At 59.5% G+C, this 14,812-nt stretch carries 13 protein-coding genes; 7 read left to right on the forward strand and 6 right to left on the reverse strand.

Features of this window, described 5'->3' with window-relative positions; translation table 11 throughout:
* Window positions 1-74 precede the first annotated feature (74 nt).
* Window positions 75-743 carry an isoprenoid biosynthesis glyoxalase ElbB gene (gene elbB / locus QMX93_RS13070; RefSeq protein ID WP_077574995.1) on the reverse strand — a complete coding sequence of 223 codons (669 nt, stop codon included), beginning with the start codon at window positions 741-743 and terminating at the stop codon, window positions 75-77.
* Window positions 744-858: 115 nt separating this feature from the next.
* On the opposite strand from elbB, the gene QMX93_RS13075 reads away from it, so the two are divergent.
* Window positions 859-2,094: a sterol desaturase family protein gene (locus QMX93_RS13075; protein WP_282356441.1), complete on the forward strand. Its 1,236-nt coding sequence runs from the start codon at window positions 859-861 to the stop codon at window positions 2,092-2,094.
* Here the strand turns inward: QMX93_RS13075 and QMX93_RS13080 are convergent.
* Complete coding sequence (locus tag QMX93_RS13080; RefSeq protein ID WP_282356442.1) at window positions 2,075-2,725, reverse strand: DedA family protein; 651 nt, start codon at window positions 2,723-2,725, stop codon at window positions 2,075-2,077. The genes QMX93_RS13075 and QMX93_RS13080 overlap by 20 nt on opposite strands.
* Before the next feature lie 207 nt (window positions 2,726-2,932).
* Between QMX93_RS13080 and hemB the strand changes: the two genes are divergently transcribed.
* A complete protein-coding gene (hemB, locus tag QMX93_RS13085; RefSeq protein WP_212550199.1) occupies window positions 2,933-3,946 on the forward strand; it encodes a porphobilinogen synthase in 1,014 nt (337 codons plus the stop codon).
* Window positions 3,947-3,964: 18 nt separating this feature from the next.
* On the forward strand, window positions 3,965-6,190 hold the full coding sequence (gene ppk1 / locus QMX93_RS13090; protein WP_053124923.1) for a polyphosphate kinase 1: 2,226 nt from the start codon (window positions 3,965-3,967) through the stop codon (window positions 6,188-6,190).
* Window positions 6,191-6,443: 253 nt separating this feature from the next.
* On the opposite strand, the gene ppx is transcribed toward ppk1, so the two are convergent.
* Window positions 6,444-7,946, reverse strand: a complete 1,503-nt coding sequence (ppx, locus tag QMX93_RS13095) for an exopolyphosphatase (protein WP_282356444.1) — start codon at window positions 7,944-7,946, stop codon at window positions 6,444-6,446.
* A 415-nt stretch (window positions 7,947-8,361) separates the two neighbouring features.
* Here ppx and QMX93_RS13100 point away from each other — a divergent pair, with 415 nt between their 5' ends.
* From QMX93_RS13100 to QMX93_RS13115, 4 genes are all read left to right on the forward strand, one after another.
* A complete protein-coding gene (locus QMX93_RS13100) occupies window positions 8,362-9,030 on the forward strand; it encodes a DUF1120 domain-containing protein (protein ID WP_282356445.1) in 669 nt (222 codons plus the stop codon).
* Window positions 9,031-9,163: 133 nt separating this feature from the next.
* Entirely contained in the window at window positions 9,164-9,871 is a 708-nt protein-coding gene (locus QMX93_RS13105; RefSeq protein WP_282356446.1) for a fimbria/pilus chaperone family protein, read from the forward strand.
* Between the two features lie 3 nt (window positions 9,872-9,874).
* Window positions 9,875-12,256 (forward strand): fimbria/pilus outer membrane usher protein, encoded by a 2,382-nt coding sequence (locus QMX93_RS13110; protein WP_282356447.1) that lies wholly within the window; start codon window positions 9,875-9,877, stop codon window positions 12,254-12,256.
* The gene (locus QMX93_RS13115; protein ID WP_282356448.1) at window positions 12,246-12,761 is read left to right on the forward strand and encodes a hypothetical protein; all 516 of its coding nucleotides are present in this window, start codon (window positions 12,246-12,248) and stop codon (window positions 12,759-12,761) included. Before QMX93_RS13110 ends, QMX93_RS13115 begins: the two co-directional genes overlap by 11 nt.
* A gap of 4 nt (window positions 12,762-12,765) precedes the next feature.
* Here the strand turns inward: QMX93_RS13115 and QMX93_RS13120 are convergent, their stop codons facing one another.
* Genes QMX93_RS13120 through QMX93_RS13130 form a run of 3 tightly spaced genes read right to left on the reverse strand, consistent with a single transcriptional unit; the run spans window position 12,766 to window position 14,811 of the window.
* The gene (locus QMX93_RS13120) at window positions 12,766-13,503 is read right to left on the reverse strand and encodes an amino acid ABC transporter ATP-binding protein (protein WP_159814353.1); all 738 of its coding nucleotides are present in this window, start codon (window positions 13,501-13,503) and stop codon (window positions 12,766-12,768) included.
* Window positions 13,490-14,140 carry an amino acid ABC transporter permease gene (locus QMX93_RS13125; protein ID WP_159814351.1) on the reverse strand — a complete coding sequence of 217 codons (651 nt, stop codon included), beginning with the start codon at window positions 14,138-14,140 and terminating at the stop codon, window positions 13,490-13,492. The genes QMX93_RS13120 and QMX93_RS13125 overlap by 14 nt, the downstream gene beginning before the upstream one ends.
* Window positions 14,137-14,811: an amino acid ABC transporter permease gene (locus tag QMX93_RS13130; RefSeq protein ID WP_053124909.1), complete on the reverse strand. Its 675-nt coding sequence runs from the start codon at window positions 14,809-14,811 to the stop codon at window positions 14,137-14,139. The genes QMX93_RS13125 and QMX93_RS13130 overlap by 4 nt, the downstream gene beginning before the upstream one ends.
* Between the last annotated feature and the right edge of the window lies 1 nt (window position 14,812).

The following is a 14,812-nucleotide window of genomic DNA, read 5'->3' on the forward strand; positions in this document are numbered from 1 at the left end:
CCGTCGATCATTCAACAGATATGTTGCCTGACACACCGCCATCGCGAGCAGGCTCACTCCTACAATAGACCGTGTCAGGCGTCGTTTTCGTGGGTCAGTTCGAGCACGCGATCAACCAGTTTGTTGATCCCCGAAGCCGCTTCGCTGATGTTCTGCGCCAGCATATAAGCCGGGGTCGTCACCAGTTTGCGCGCCTTGTCTTCGATGATTTCGGTCACTGCGCAATCTTCATGCGTCGCGCCCATCTTGTTCATCGCCGTGGCCGTGTCGGTATCGTTGCCGATGGTGCAGGTCACGCCCGGGCCGTAGATCTTCGCGGCCAGAGCCGGCGAAATGCACATCAAACCCACCGGTTTACCCGCTTCGGCAAACGCCTCGGCCAGCGCCAGCACTTCAGGCTGTACGCTGCAGCCGGCGCCTTCGACAGCAAAGTTGGAAAGGTTCTTTGCCGCACCAAAACCGCCGGGCACGATCAGCGCATCGAAGTCATCGACGTCGGCTTCGCGGATGTCCTTGATGTTGCCACGGGCAATCCGTGCCGACTCGACCAGCACGTTGCGGGTCTCGGGCATTTCTTCGCCGGTCAGGTGGTTGATCACGTGCAATTGCGCGATGTTCGGGGCGAAGCACTGTACCTGCGCGCCGCGTTGATCAAGGCGCAGCAGGGTGATGACGCTTTCATGGATCTCGGCGCCGTCGTACACGCCACTGCCGGACAGGATCACTGCAACTTTTTTGCTCATGGGTTTCTCTCCAGATTCATGGCGCTAAATGTCCACTAAATTGTCGCGCGTTGCCATAGGGTAAACGGGCGGCTACACCTAGGATCTGTTCATACGATTGCGAGCAGGGCGCGTCATGGACTTCATTCTGTATGCGGTGCCGCTTTTCTTCGTGTTGATTGCGCTCGAACTGATCGCCGACCGCTGGCGCGGGGTGAGCAACTATCGCCTCGCCGATGCGGTGAACAGCATCAGCACCGGCGTGTTGTCGACCACCACCGGGCTGCTGACCAAAGGTGTCGGGCTGTTGACCTACGTCTTCGCCCTCGAGCATCTGGCGCTGTTCAAACTGCCGGCAGACAGCGTTTGGGTCTGGGTGCTGGCCTTCGTCCTCTACGACTTTTGCTATTACTGGCTGCACCGCATGGGCCACGAACGCAACATCCTCTGGGCCGCGCATTCGGTGCATCACCAGAGCGAGGAATACAACCTCTCCACCGCGCTGCGCCAGACCAGCACCGGGTTTCTGCTCGGCTGGATTTTCTACTTGCCGATGGCCGTGCTCGGCGTGCCGTTGCTGGTGTTCGTCAGCGTCGCGGCGCTGAACCTGCTCTATCAATTCTGGGTCCACACCCAACACATTCCCAAGCTCGGCTGGTTCGAGTGGTTCTTCGTCACGCCATCCAATCATCGGGCCCACCATGCACAGAACGCTCTCTACATGGATCGCAACTACGGCGGAGTGTTCATTCTTTGGGATCGTCTGTTCGGCACGTTTCAGGAAGAGGACGACAACGAGCCGGTGATTTTCGGCGTGACCAAGCCGCTGGCGAGCTGGAATCCGTTGTGGGCCAACCTGCAGTTTTATGCGCAATTGTGGGACGACGCGCGTCGGGCCGAGTGCAAGTGGGACAAGCTGCGCATCTGGTTTATGCGCACCGGCTGGCGCCCGGCGAACGTCGCGGCGAAATACCCGATGAGCAAGCCGGATCTGGCGCAGTTCCGCAAATTCGACGTGCCGTTGAAGCGTCGCCAGCAATGCTACGTGGCGCTGCAGTTTTGCGTGTACATCGCGCTGGGCAGTTATCTGATGAATCTGGAGCGCAGTCTGCTGACCACCGGATTGATACTCGGCTGGGGCGCGGTGGCGTTCGGGGTGTTTGCGTTGGGCGTGAGCCTGGAGAATCGCCCGTGGGCGTTGAAGGTCGAGCTGTTGCGGCTGGGGTTGAAAGTGCCGCTGGTGTGGCTGGCGCCGCTGGTTGGATTGTGGCCGGCCAGCCCGATGATCTGGGCTGGTTTGCTCGGGTACAGCCTGCTCAGCGGCATCGGGCTGTATAGCTGCCGTCAGCGCGTTACTCGACTGGCGGTTTAGGTTCGGCGGACTTGGCTGGCTCGGCGAGTTGCAGTTGCTCAGCCTTGGCAGCTTGTTCATCCTCGTAGATCTTCTTCGCCAGACGCGCATTCTTGAAGCGGCGGCGCAGCCACAGGCCAACACCGAGCACCAGCAAGGCGCCAAGCACCCACAGCTCATATTTCTTGATGCTGCCGAGCATGCCTTCCAGCACCGCGCCGAAGTGGTAAGCCGCAGCGGCCAGCGCAGTGGCCCAGATCGCCGCGCCAATGCCGTTCAGCAGCAGGTAGCGTCCCGGCGGATAACCCGACAGGCCGATCGCCACCGGCATCACCGTGCGCAAGCCATAAACGAAGCGGAAGCTCAGCACCCAGATGTCCGGGTGCCTGCGAATGTGTTCCAGCGCGCGGTCACCCATCATCTGCCAGCGCGGTTTGCGCGCGAGCAATTTGCGCCCGTGCTTGCGCCCCATGAAGTACCACAGCTGATCACCGGCATAGCTGCCGAAGAACGCCACGACCACCACCAGGTTGATGTCCATGTATCCACGGAACGCGAGGAAGCCCGCGAGCACCAGGATGGTTTCGCCTTCGAAGAACGTGCCAAGAAACAAGGCAAAGTAGCCGAAGTCATGCAGAAATTGTTGGAGCATTGTCTGGGTGCTGGCGAAATGAACGCGCAGCCTAACCCTTCGGACACATTCATGAAAGTGTCCAAATGTGTCTCGACGTGAACAATTCCTACAATAAGAATGGAATCCGTCACCGTGCCACAGGCCTCACACAACTGTAATCTGTTCGTCATAATGGCCGTCTATAACTGTCACGCTCGCCCGTTTGCGCGGGCTCAGGAGTCCGCCGTGAGCTTTACCCCTGCCAACCGTCTGTTCCCCGCCACTCGCTTGCGTCGCAACCGCCGCGATGATTTTTCGCGTCGGCTGGTAAGGGAAAACGTACTGACGGTTGATGATCTGATCCTGCCGGTGTTCGTGCTCGACGGTGAGAACCGCCGCGAAGCCGTGGCCTCGATGCCCGGCGTAGAGCGCCTGAGCATCGACCTGTTGCTGGAAGAAGCCGCCAAGTGGGTCGAACTGGGGATTCCGGCGCTGGCGCTGTTTCCGGTCACACCTCCTGAATTGAAATCCCTCGACGCCGCTGAAGCGTGGAACCCTGAAGGCATCGCCCAGCGCGCCACTCGCGCCTTGCGTGAGCGCTTTCCGGAACTCGGCGTGATCACCGACGTTGCGCTCGACCCGTTCACCACCCACGGTCAGGACGGCATTCTCGACGAAGAAGGCTACGTGCAGAACGACATCACCGTCGACGCACTGGTGCGTCAGGCGTTGTCCCATGCCGAAGCTGGCGCACAGGTGGTGGCGCCGTCGGACATGATGGACGGTCGCATTCAGGCGATTCGCGAAGCGCTGGAAATCGCCGGCCACGTCAATGTGCGGATCATGGCCTACTCGGCCAAGTACGCCAGCGCCTACTACGGCCCGTTCCGCGATGCCGTGGGTTCAGCTTCGAACCTCGGCAAAGCCAACAAAGCCTCTTATCAGATGGATCCGGCCAACAGCGACGAAGCGCTGCACGAAGTCGGTGCAGACTTGTCTGAAGGCGCGGACATGGTCATGGTCAAACCGGGCATGCCGTATCTGGACATTCTTTTCCGGGTAAAAGATGCCTTCAAAGTGCCGACCTTCGTCTATCAGGTTAGTGGCGAATACGCCATGCACATGGCGGCGATCCAGAATGGCTGGTTGAGTGAAGCGGTGATCCTCGAATCACTGACCTCCTTTAAACGTGCCGGTGCAGATGGCATCCTGACTTACTTTGCTGTCCGTGCCGCTCAATTGTTACGAGAGCAGAAATAGCCCTCCCAGGAACATTCGATGAATACCGAAGGACTCACTGAAGTTGCAGTAAAAGAAGCTCAGCCGGTGGTGGAGCAAATCACCGAGACCCCGCCGGAACTGGAGCCAGCGCCACCCGCGCCGGTGGCCGAAACCGCTGTGGCGGTGCCGGCGATCACCATTCCGGGTCTGGATGACAGCAGCCTGTACATCCACCGCGAGCTCTCGCAACTGCAGTTCAATATCCGCGTGCTGGAACAGGCGCTGGACGAGTCCTATCCGCTGCTGGAGCGTTTGAAGTTCCTGCTGATCTTCTCCAGCAATCTCGACGAATTCTTTGAAATCCGTGTCGCCGGCCTGAAGAAGCAAATAACCTTTGCCCGTGAGCAGGCCGGCGCCGATGGCCTGCAACCGCATCAAGCGCTGGCCCGCATCAGCGAGCTGGTGCACGGTCATGTTGACCGTCAGTACGCGATCCTCAACGACATCCTGCTGCCGGAGCTGGAAAAGCATCAGGTGCGCTTCATCCGTCGCCGCAACTGGACGGTCAAGCTCAAGACCTGGGTGCGCCGCTACTTCCGCGACGAGATCGCGCCGATCATCACCCCGATCGGCCTCGACCCGACGCACCCGTTCCCGTTGCTGGTGAACAAGAGCCTCAACTTCATCGTCGAGCTGGAAGGCATCGACGCCTTCGGTCGCGATTCCGGTCTGGCGATCATCCCGGCACCGCGTCTGTTGCCACGGATCATCAAGGTGCCGGAAGAAGTCGGCGGCCCGGGCGACAACTATGTGTTCCTGTCGTCGATGATCCACGCCCACGCCGATGACCTGTTCCAGGGCATGAAGGTTAAGGGTTGCTACCAGTTCCGCCTGACCCGAAACGCCGACCTGGCGCTCGACTCCGAAGACGTCGAAGACCTGGCCCGCGCCCTGCGTGGCGAGTTGTTCTCGCGTCGTTACGGCGATGCGGTGCGTCTGGAAGTCGCTGACACCTGCCCGAAACACCTCTCGGACTACCTGCTCAAGCAGTTCAACCTGAGCGAGAGCGAGCTGTATCAGGTCAACGGCCCGGTCAACCTGACTCGACTGTTCAGCATCACCGGTCTGGATAGCCATCCGGAACTGCAATACACGCCGTTCACCCCGCAGATCCCGAAACTGCTGCAGAACAGCGAAAACATTTTCAGCGTGGTCAGCAAGCAGGACATCCTGTTGCTGCACCCGTTCGAGTCGTTCACCCCGGTGGTCGACCTGCTGCGCCAGGCCGCGAAAGATCCGCACGTACTCGCGGTGCGTCAGACCCTGTACCGCTCCGGCGCCAACTCCGAGATCGTCGATGCGCTGGTCGATGCCGCGCGTAACGGCAAGGAAGTCACGGCGGTCATCGAGCTGCGGGCGCGCTTCGACGAAGAATCCAACCTGCAACTGGCCAGCCGTCTGCAAGCGGCCGGTGCGGTGGTGATCTACGGCGTGGTCGGCTTCAAGACCCACGCCAAAATGATGCTGATCCTGCGTCGTGAGGCCGGCGAGATCGTCCGCTACGCGCACCTCGGCACCGGCAACTACCACGCCGGCAACGCCAAGCTGTACACCGACTACAGCCTGCTGACTTCCGACGACGCCTTGTGCGAAGACGTCGGCAAATTGTTCAGCCAGTTGATCGGCATGGGTAAAACCCTGCGCATGAAAAAGCTGCTGCATGCGCCGTTCACGCTGAAGAAGGGCATGCTCGACATGATTGCCCGCGAGACCCAGTTCGCCGTCGAAGGCAAACCGGCGCACATCATCGCCAAGTTCAACTCGCTGACCGATCCGAAGATCATCCGCGCGCTGTACAAGGCCAGCCAGTCCGGCGTGCGCATCGATCTGGTGGTGCGCGGCATGTGCTGCCTGCGTCCGGGGATTGCCGGGGTTTCGCACAACATTCATGTGCGCTCGATCATCGGCCGCTTCCTCGAGCACACCCGAGTGTTCTACTTCCTCAACGGCGGCGACGAACAGATGTTCCTCTCCAGCGCCGACTGGATGGAACGCAACCTCGACAAACGCGTCGAGACTTGCTTCCCGGTGGAAGGCAAAAAGCTGCTGACCCGCGTGAAGAAAGAGCTGGAGCTGTATTTGACCGACAATACCCATAGCTGGAGTTTGCAGTCGGATGGTCGTTACATCCGCAACACGCCGACCGGGAACCAGAACCCTAGGAGTGCGCAGGCGACGTTGCTGGAGCGGTTGGGTAGCCCGATTTTGCCGGTGAGCAGCTAAGGTCAAAGGCAAGAGCCCCTCACCCTAGCCCTCTCCCGGAGGGAGAGGGGACTGACCGAGGTGTCTCGCGCTATACACCGACCTGGCATATCGAGTCGAACTCAGATTTGAAAAGCACGAAGATCGGCCCCCTCTCCCTCGGGAGAGGGCTGGGGTGAGGGGCATCGATCTCACGCACACCACTAAATCCCAGCCGAACACCCAATAAAAAAGGCGATCCAGAAGGATCGCCTTTTTTATGCCCAATCGAGACTCAGTGGACGGTGAGGACGATGCCCACTCGCGTCAGCCAATCGGCTTCGAGGCCAAAATCTGCCTGAGTCAGCTGATTTTCATCCAGCCAGTTCTCCGGGAATTCCACGTCCAGGGTGTCGCCCTTGGCATGCAACACCACCTGCGGCATCGCCTGTGTGCCACGGATGTGGTGGAACAGAATCGCGAAACGCAGCAGCACGCACAGGCGAATCAGCTTGGCGCCGTCGTCACCGAAATCGGCAAACTTGTCCTTGGGAATGTTGCGGCGATGGCCGCGCACCAGCAGGGCGAGCATCTGTTGGTCTTCGCGGGAGAAACCGGCGAGGTCCGAGTGCTCAATCAAATAAGCGCCGTGCTTGTGGTAGTGATAGTGCGCGATGTCGAGACCGACTTCGTGCACTTTCGCCGCCCAGCCGAGCAATTCGCGCCAGATGCCGTCGTCCAGCTCCCAGTCCACCGCGACCTGATCAAAGGCGTGCAGGGCTTTGCGTTCAACCCGTGCCGCTTGTTCGACATCAACGTGATAGCGCTCCATCAGCGAAGTGAGGGTACGTTCGCGCACGTCTTCGTGATGATGGCGGCCGAGCAGGTCATACAGCACACCTTCACGCAGAGCGCCTTCGCAGTGATCCATGCGTTGCAGTTCGAGCGCATCGAAGATTGCTTCGAGAATCGCCAGACCCGCCGGGAAAATCGCCCGGCGATCAGGCTTGATACCTTCGAAATCGATCTTGTCGGCATCGCCGAGTTTGAACAGGCGACGCTTGAGCCAGGCCAGCCCTTCAGCATTCACTTCGCCGGTGCCATGCCCGCCAGCCTTCAACGCGAGGCCGATGGCGCGGATGGTGCCGGAGGAGCCGATGGCTTCATCCCAGGTCAGGCGATGCAGGGCGTGTTCGATGCTCATGATCTCCAGCCGCGCCGCCGTGTATGCCTGGGCGTAACGGGCCGGGGTGATCTTGCCGTCCTTGAAATAGCGCTGGGTGAAGCTGACGCAGCCCATTTGCAGGCTTTCGCGCAGCAATGGTTCGAAGCGCTGGCCGATGATGAATTCGGTACTGCCGCCGCCGATGTCGGCGACCAGACGTTTGCCCGGGGTGTCGGCGAGGGTGTGCGACACGCCCAGATAAATCAGACGCGCTTCTTCGCGGCCGGAGATGACTTCCACCGGATGACCGAGGATTTCTTCGGCGCGGTGGATGAATTCGAGGCGGTTGCGCGCTTCACGCAAGGCGTTGGTGCCGACGATACGCACGGCGCCGAGCGGCATACCGTTGATCAGTTGGGCAAAACGCTTGAGGCAATCGAGGCCGCGCTGCATCGATTCTTCGTTGAGCATGCGCTCATCGTCGATGCCGGCGGCCAGTTGCACCTTCTCGCCGAGGCGCTCAAGGATGCGGATTTCGCCGTTCTGGGCCTTGGCCACGACCATGTGAAAGCTGTTGGAGCCCAGGTCGATTGCGGCGATCAGGGACAAATTCTTGGCTTTGGATTGCGGCATGGTCAGGGGGTCTCGGTCGATAACCTCGACATCGTGCCACGATCAACGGCTGCCGCCAACGCACAGAGATCAAGGTTGATGCTGTAGATGGCTGATCGGATGCTGATCCGGGAATAGTGATTGCTGGGTTAGTTGATACAAAGAGTGACTTTATAAGCGGAATGTTTTCCTACGGCATATAAAGCTTTTTACCTAGGCGCTGTAGAACTTTTTCGGCAAGTGTTAATAACCTCTTCCTTCGCCATGTAAGTGTAATTTCCTACTGGCTTTGACACCGTGTCTTCTTCTTATTCGTAGGCAATGTCCTCAGACTGTGTAAGTCGGGTATGAGTGCTGGCGGTTGCCTGCTCGTACTCTTTTACAGGGATGAAGACTTCAACTGTGTTGAAGTCAATAAGCGTCAGGTGGACAAGTTATGAAAACAATAAGTGCTTTAATGGCGGCTGCAGTGATTGCCAGCGTTTCTATCAATGCTCAGGCGGCTATTGATCTACGGGTCAAGGGCACGATCGTGCCGGCCAGTTGTGTGCCGTTTCTGGAGGGCGGCGGCGTTGTCGATTATGGCAACATCGCGGCTGAAGATTTGAACCAGACTTCCTACACCGTGCTAGAGAAGAAGGAGCTCGTCTTCAACATCAACTGCCGGTCGCACACCAAGGTTGGGCTGAAGGCGCAGGACGGCAAAGGATTCAGTCAGGTTGCAGGCATTCTCGCCGCCACCATCGGCGCCGACTACACCGATAACTACAACTACGGTCTGGGTGCCACAGCGGATGGTGAGAATATTGGTGGTTACGCCGTTAACCTCAAGCCGGGCAGTTTCAACGCCTCCGGTACGCCAGTCAAAGTCATTACCTCGCTGGACAAAGGCACCAGCTGGATCGAAACAGCTACCGGTGCGGTCGGGCAAAACGACAATCTGGGGTCGTGGTCGCGCACCGTCGGATTGATCGTCCCTGTCTCTTTCATCACCCTGACTGGAGTGATGGAAGTACAGGCGGTCATCAACAAAGCGTCAGAACTAACCATCAATAATGATGTGCCTCTTGATGGTTTGGCCACTTTTGAACTCAGTTATCTCTGATTGCTTTTGATGTGTTTGACATGTTGCTCCCTCAGAGTGACATGTCGCACATGTTGTTACTTTTTAACTGACTGATTGCAAGTTTCTTGTCGCGAAGTTTATTTGCTCGTGAGGGTTTGGTGTGGCTGAAATAATGTTTTCAATAAGAACAGTGTCCGTTGCCTTCATTATGTTGTTGTTTGTTGCAATTACTTCGGTGCGCGCCGACGGCATGGTGCCGGAAACGACCGTGGTCATTCTTAATGAAGAGGACGGTGAAACCACCATCAATATAAAAAATACCGATGCGACGCCAGCCTTGTTGTACTCATCGATCGAGAACCTCCCGGAAGATCCCGAGTTTCTCGCGCTGGTAACCCCGCCAATCACCCGGGTAGAAGCCTCGGACAAACAATTGGTGCGGGTGATCGGGCAGTTCTCCGAACCGCTGAAAACCCAGCGCCTCAAACGCATCATTTTCGAAGGCGTACCGCCGAGAAAACCCGCAGACACGGCGTCCGTCGGCGTGACGATTCGGCAGAACCTGCCGCTGATCATTCATCCGCAGGGCCTGGCGAAAAATCCCACGCCGTGGACGCTGCTTGAGTGGTCGTTAGTGGGCGACGTCCTGCAAGTGCGCAATAAAAGCCCCTACGTCGTACGGCTATCCCAAGAGGTTGTGCTGACCCCGCAGAATCACGTCGCGGATATTGGTCGAACCTACGTGCTGCCGGGCGAAGTCCTGCAGCGCAAGCTGAATAAACAGCCGCAATCGGCCACGGGAGTCACGTTTTACCCGGCAACGGTTTATGGCTTCACCGTCGACAGCTACGACGCTCGCCTCAATGTCCAAGGGCCTTGAAGCATGGCCAGCGGGGTTGCCCGAGCGGTGTGTCTGGCGGCGCTCGGTGTCTGTGAGCACGTACTCGCTGCGCAACCCCGGACGGTGGAGTTCGACACCGATGTACTCGGCAGTCGCGGCATCGATCCGGCCATGGCCGAGTATTTTCGGCTGGCTCCGCGTTTTAGCGAGGGCCGGCGCGTGGTGACACTGTTCGTCAATGGCCGTCAGCAGGGCTGGGCCGAGGCGCAGTTCGATACTGCCGGTGAGCTGTGTTTTACCCAGGGTCTGCTGGACAAGGCAGGATTGCGCAGCCTCGATAAAAGCACCACCGACAGCCAGGGTTGTCTCGCTTTCCAGGCGCATTACCCACAGACACAAGTGACCCTGCGGCCGAATCAGCAAGAAGTGCTTCTGCTGGTGCCAACCCATGCACTGGCCGATGTGGCGCAAACGACCACAAATTTCACCCGTGGCGGCACCGCCGGGATGTTCAGCTACGACTTGTTGGGACTGGATAACGCGTCTTCGGCCGGCAGCAGTCGCTACATCTCGGCCTCCACGCTGGCCGGTTTCAACACGGCCGACTGGATCGTACGCAGTCGTCAGCAGTGGAATTCCGGGCAGCAGACTGGCGGCGTCGAACACCTCTACAGCTATGCCCAGCGCGATCTGCAACGGCTGGATTCAACGTTGCAATTGGGCCAGATCAACACCAGCAGTCCACTATTTGCCGGTGTGCCCATCACTGGCGCGCAGCTTTTTCCAGCCCAGAGCGCTGTGCGGCCAAGCGAATCCAGCGCCGCTGTCGATGGCATCGCCAACAGCCCATCGCGCATTGAAGTCCGCCAATCCGGAGCGCTGATCTACAGCACATGGGTGCCACCAGGGCCGTTCAGCCTGAACGGTTTTGCTTTGCTCAACGGCAGCGATGATCTACAGGTGAAGGTCATTGGTGAGGACGGCGCGACAAGGGAGTTTGCGTTACCAGTCTCGGCGTTCCATCAAATCACCCAGGCCCGACCCGGCTATCACCTGGCGGTGGGAACCCTGCGTTCGCGAGCGGATGAACAGATCGACAATCAAACCGTCGCCACGCTCAGCGGCAGTTTGAGCTTGGGGCCAACGTCGCTGCTCAGCAGCGGCCTGATGACAACGCCAAATTATCATGCGAGCGGCTGGGGCATCGATACCCGTCTGTTTCAGCACGCTGACCTGCGTTGGCGCACAGTTTTAGCCCGTCAGGCCGACACCGATTCGCAGGGAGTGCAGCAGAGCCTTTCCATATCGAGCGCATTTTTCGAACGGGCCAGTTTCGGCCTCAGCGCCACACTGCGCAGCGAGCAATACCGCGATGTGCTCGATAACCAGAGCTACAGCGCCGATCAATTGCAGCAGCGCTTCGCCAATCAATTCAGCGCGACGCTCGGTTGGGCGGATCCGCGGTGGGGCGGGTTCAGCGCTGCAATCAGCCGCAGCGCCTTGCACAACGGCGAGCACCGGCAACGCTTGAGCGGTTCGTGGGGCAAGGGATTCAAGCACGCCAGCGTGTCGTTCAACATCGAAGCCGAATCGAATGCCACGGCAATGCACCTGAGCATCGGCATTCCCCTCGGCGGCTCGCGCCAGTTGCGCACCTATGCCAGCCACCGCGATACGCAAACGACGCTGGGCTCGGCGCTGAGTGAGCAGGTCAACGACACGGCGAGTTATCGCTTGGGCGTGGACGGCATCGGCGAGGCGCGCGGTTCGCGGCTGAACGCCAGCGTCGGCTTGCTGCCGCGCTATGCCCAAGTCGGGCTTGGCGTGAACCGCGACGCGGCGAGCAACAGTTACATGGGCCAGCTCAAGGGAGGCGTCGCTGTGCACGAGGACGGCGTGACGTTTTCCCCTTATGCCATTCAAGACACCTTTGGCATCGCTTCCGTGGGCAATCTTTCTGCGGTGCAGTTAACGACGCCGTCAGGCCCGGTGTGGACGGACGGCGACGGGCGCGCGGTGATTCCCGGGCTGTCGGCGTACAGCCAAAGCCGCGTGCAAGTGATGACCCGGACGTTGCCGCGCCGGGTCGATCTGATCAATGGTTTCAAAGAAGTGCAGGCCGGACGCGGCTCATTCAATACGCTGGATTTCGAAGTGATCAGCGTGCGTCGGGTGCTGTTGCAAATTGTCGATGAGCAAGGACTGCCCATCAGCCGAGGCGCGTCGGTGTTGACTGAACAGGGGCAGTTGCTCGGTTCAGTCGTTGAGGGCGGCAAAGCGTTTTTGAGTGATGTGCAGGGCGCGCAGACGTTGCACGTTCAGCTGGCCAACAACCGCCGCTGCGAGCTGCAACTGGAACCGCCGCCCGACACTCACAGCGATCGCTTGTATGAAGCCATGGAGGGCGTTTGCCATGCACGCTAAATCAGCCGTCGCGCTAGTCATCTACCTGCTGATGACACCGATTTTCGCCGCTGACTGCGAATCACGATTGAGCCAGTCCGAAGTTGATTACGGCCAATTACATCGCGGCGCATTCCCCGACCAACCTCTCGGCCAACATTGGGTAAATCTGGACACTCACCGACTCACCTTGACGGTGATCTGCCAGACGCCCACGCCAATCAAACTGCGCTTCAACGGCACCAGCGCGGGCCCGAATGTTTTCCGGCTAGGCCAACAGGGCCAATTCAGCCTGCGCATCAGCGACGCGGTAATAGACGGCAGCGCGGCGATGCTGACCCGCGATACCGAGCCGCAGCCACGCGCGGAACAACTGTTCGATGCGGCGCAAACCATTCAATCGCAGCGCGCCCGGCACTTTACTGCGCAGATCGACGTTCAGGCGCAGCTGGACACCCGCCAGTTGCAGATCCACGACGAAACCCTGTTCGAAGCCGCCGGCACATTCGAGTTGCTGCACGACTGAATGCTCAGCCCGCGTGCTCCACCGTGCCGATGAAGTTGGCCAGTTCCGCCGTCTGCGGATTGGCAAACAACAGCTTCGGATCGCCCACCTCATGCACCTTGCCGTGGTGCATGAATACCAGTTTGTCGCCGACTTCGCGGGCAAAGCGCATCTCGTGAGTGACCATGATCAGCGTCATGCCTTCCTTGGCCAATTGCCGCACGACGCTGAGCACTTCGTTGACCAGTTCCGGATCGAGTGCAGAAGTAATCTCATCACAGAGCAAGACTTTCGGCGACATCGCCAATGCCCGGGCAATCGCCACGCGCTGCTGTTGGCCGCCGGACAGCCGATCCGGGAAAGCATCAAATTTTTCCCCGAGGCCCACCCGTTCGAGCATCTCGCGCGCCAGTTCCGCCGCTTTGGCTTTTGGCACTTTTTGCACCACTTGCGGCGCGAGCATCACGTTTTCACCGACGGTCAGGTGCGGGAACAGGTTGAACTGCTGAAAGACCATGCCGACTTTCTGCCGCAGGCTGCGCAGATCGGCGCGGGCGGCGTCGAGGTATTCGCCGTCGACTTCGATCACGCCGTCGTTGATCGATTCCAGGCCATTCAATGTGCGCAGCAGGGTGGATTTGCCCGAGCCGCTGCGGCCGATGATCGCCACCACCTGGCCTTCTTCGACGCTGAGGTCGATGCCTTTGAGCACGTGGTGATCGCCGTAGTATTTATGCAGGGCGGAAATTCTAAGCAGAGGCATGCAGTCTCCTTTCCAGGTAGCGCGCACTGAGGGACAAGGGGTAGCAGAGCAGGAAGTAGCCGAGGGCGACGAGGCCGTAGACCATGAACGGTTCGAAGGTGGCGTTGGCGAGCATGCCGCCGGTCTTGGTCAATTCGGTGAAGCCGATGATCGAGGTCACGGCGGTGCCTTTGACCACTTGCACCGAGAAACCCACGGTCGGCGCCACGGCAATGCGCAGCGCTTGCGGCAGGATCACGTAACGCAGTTGCTCCAGAGGATTGAGCGCCAGACTCGCCGAGGCTTCCCACTGGCCATGCGCGATCGACTCGACGCAACCGCGCCAGATCTCCGCCAGATAAGCACTGGTGAACAAGGTCAAGGCAATCGCTGCGGCCATCCACGGTGAGATTTCGATCCCGGCCAAGGCCACGCCGAAGAACACCAGAAACAGCTGCATCAATAGCGGCGTGCCTTGGAACAGCTCGATCCAAGTGCGGGCGATGTTGCTCGATAGAGGGTTTTTCGAGATGCGCATGATCAGGATCAGCAGCCCGACGAGGCCGCCGCCGATAAACGCCACCAGCGACAATGCCAGCGTCCATTGCAGGCCGATGAGCAGGTTGCGCAGGATGTCCCAGAAGGTGAAATCGCTCATGCGCGGCCCCCGCTTCGACTGATGTAGCGACGGCCGATCCAGTTGAGTAACTGGCGAATCAGCAGCGCCATGCACAGGTAGATCAACGTGGTCAGCGCATAGGTTTCAAAGGCGCGGAAGTTGCGCGACTGAATGAAGTTGGCGGCGAAGCTCAGCTCTTCGGTGGCGATCTGCGAACACACCGCCGAACCGAGCATGACGATGATGATCTGGCTGCTTAGCGCCGGCCAGACCTTGCCCAGCGCCGGCAGCAGCACCACATGGCGGAACGCTTCGAAGCGCGTCATCGCCAGTGCCGCGGCGGCTTCCAGTTGCCCGCGCGGAATCGCCTGAATGCCGGCACGGATGATCTCGGTCGAATAGGCACCGAGGTTGATCACCATCGCCAGCACCGCCGCTTGCCACTCGGAAATCTGCACGCCCAGCGACGGCAGGCCGAAGAAGATAAAGAACAACTGCACCAGAAACGGCGTGTTGCGGATCAACTCGACGTAGACGCCAAAGATTGCCGAGAACGGGCGGATGTTCCACGCCCGCACCAACGCCCCGACAATGCCCACGCCAACCCCGAGCAGCGCGCCGATGGCCGTCAGCTCAAGGGTGAACAGCGCGCCGCGCAGCAGCAGGTCAGTGTTTTGCACCACCGGCATGAAATCGAACTGATAAGCCATG

This window comes from Pseudomonas sp. PS01303 (assembly GCF_029959385.1).
Lineage (GTDB): Bacteria > Pseudomonadota > Gammaproteobacteria > Pseudomonadales > Pseudomonadaceae > Aquipseudomonas > Aquipseudomonas rustica.

Excerpts from the sequence above, each read along its gene's own strand:
- QMX93_RS13105 (WP_282356446.1), top strand. The coding sequence starts at position 9,164 with ATGTTTTCAATAAGAACAGTGTCCGTTGCCTTCATTATGTTGTTGTTT.
- ppk1 (WP_053124923.1), top strand. The coding sequence starts at position 3,965 with ATGAATACCGAAGGACTCACTGAAGTTGCAGTAAAAGAAGCTCAGCCG.
- ppx (WP_282356444.1), bottom strand. The coding sequence starts at position 7,946 with ATGCCGCAATCCAAAGCCAAGAATTTGTCCCTGATCGCCGCAATCGAC.
- QMX93_RS13120 (WP_159814353.1), bottom strand. The coding sequence starts at position 13,503 with ATGCCTCTGCTTAGAATTTCCGCCCTGCATAAATACTACGGCGATCAC.
- QMX93_RS13100 (WP_282356445.1), top strand. The coding sequence starts at position 8,362 with ATGAAAACAATAAGTGCTTTAATGGCGGCTGCAGTGATTGCCAGCGTT.
- QMX93_RS13075 (WP_282356441.1), top strand. The coding sequence starts at position 859 with ATGGACTTCATTCTGTATGCGGTGCCGCTTTTCTTCGTGTTGATTGCG.
- QMX93_RS13115 (WP_282356448.1), top strand. The coding sequence starts at position 12,246 with ATGCACGCTAAATCAGCCGTCGCGCTAGTCATCTACCTGCTGATGACA.
- QMX93_RS13110 (WP_282356447.1), top strand. The coding sequence starts at position 9,875 with ATGGCCAGCGGGGTTGCCCGAGCGGTGTGTCTGGCGGCGCTCGGTGTC.
- QMX93_RS13130 (WP_053124909.1), bottom strand. The coding sequence starts at position 14,811 with ATGGCTTATCAGTTCGATTTCATGCCGGTGGTGCAAAACACTGACCTG.
- QMX93_RS13125 (WP_159814351.1), bottom strand. The coding sequence starts at position 14,140 with ATGAGCGATTTCACCTTCTGGGACATCCTGCGCAACCTGCTCATCGGC.
- elbB (WP_077574995.1), bottom strand. The coding sequence starts at position 743 with ATGAGCAAAAAAGTTGCAGTGATCCTGTCCGGCAGTGGCGTGTACGAC.
- QMX93_RS13080 (WP_282356442.1), bottom strand. The coding sequence starts at position 2,725 with ATGCTCCAACAATTTCTGCATGACTTCGGCTACTTTGCCTTGTTTCTT.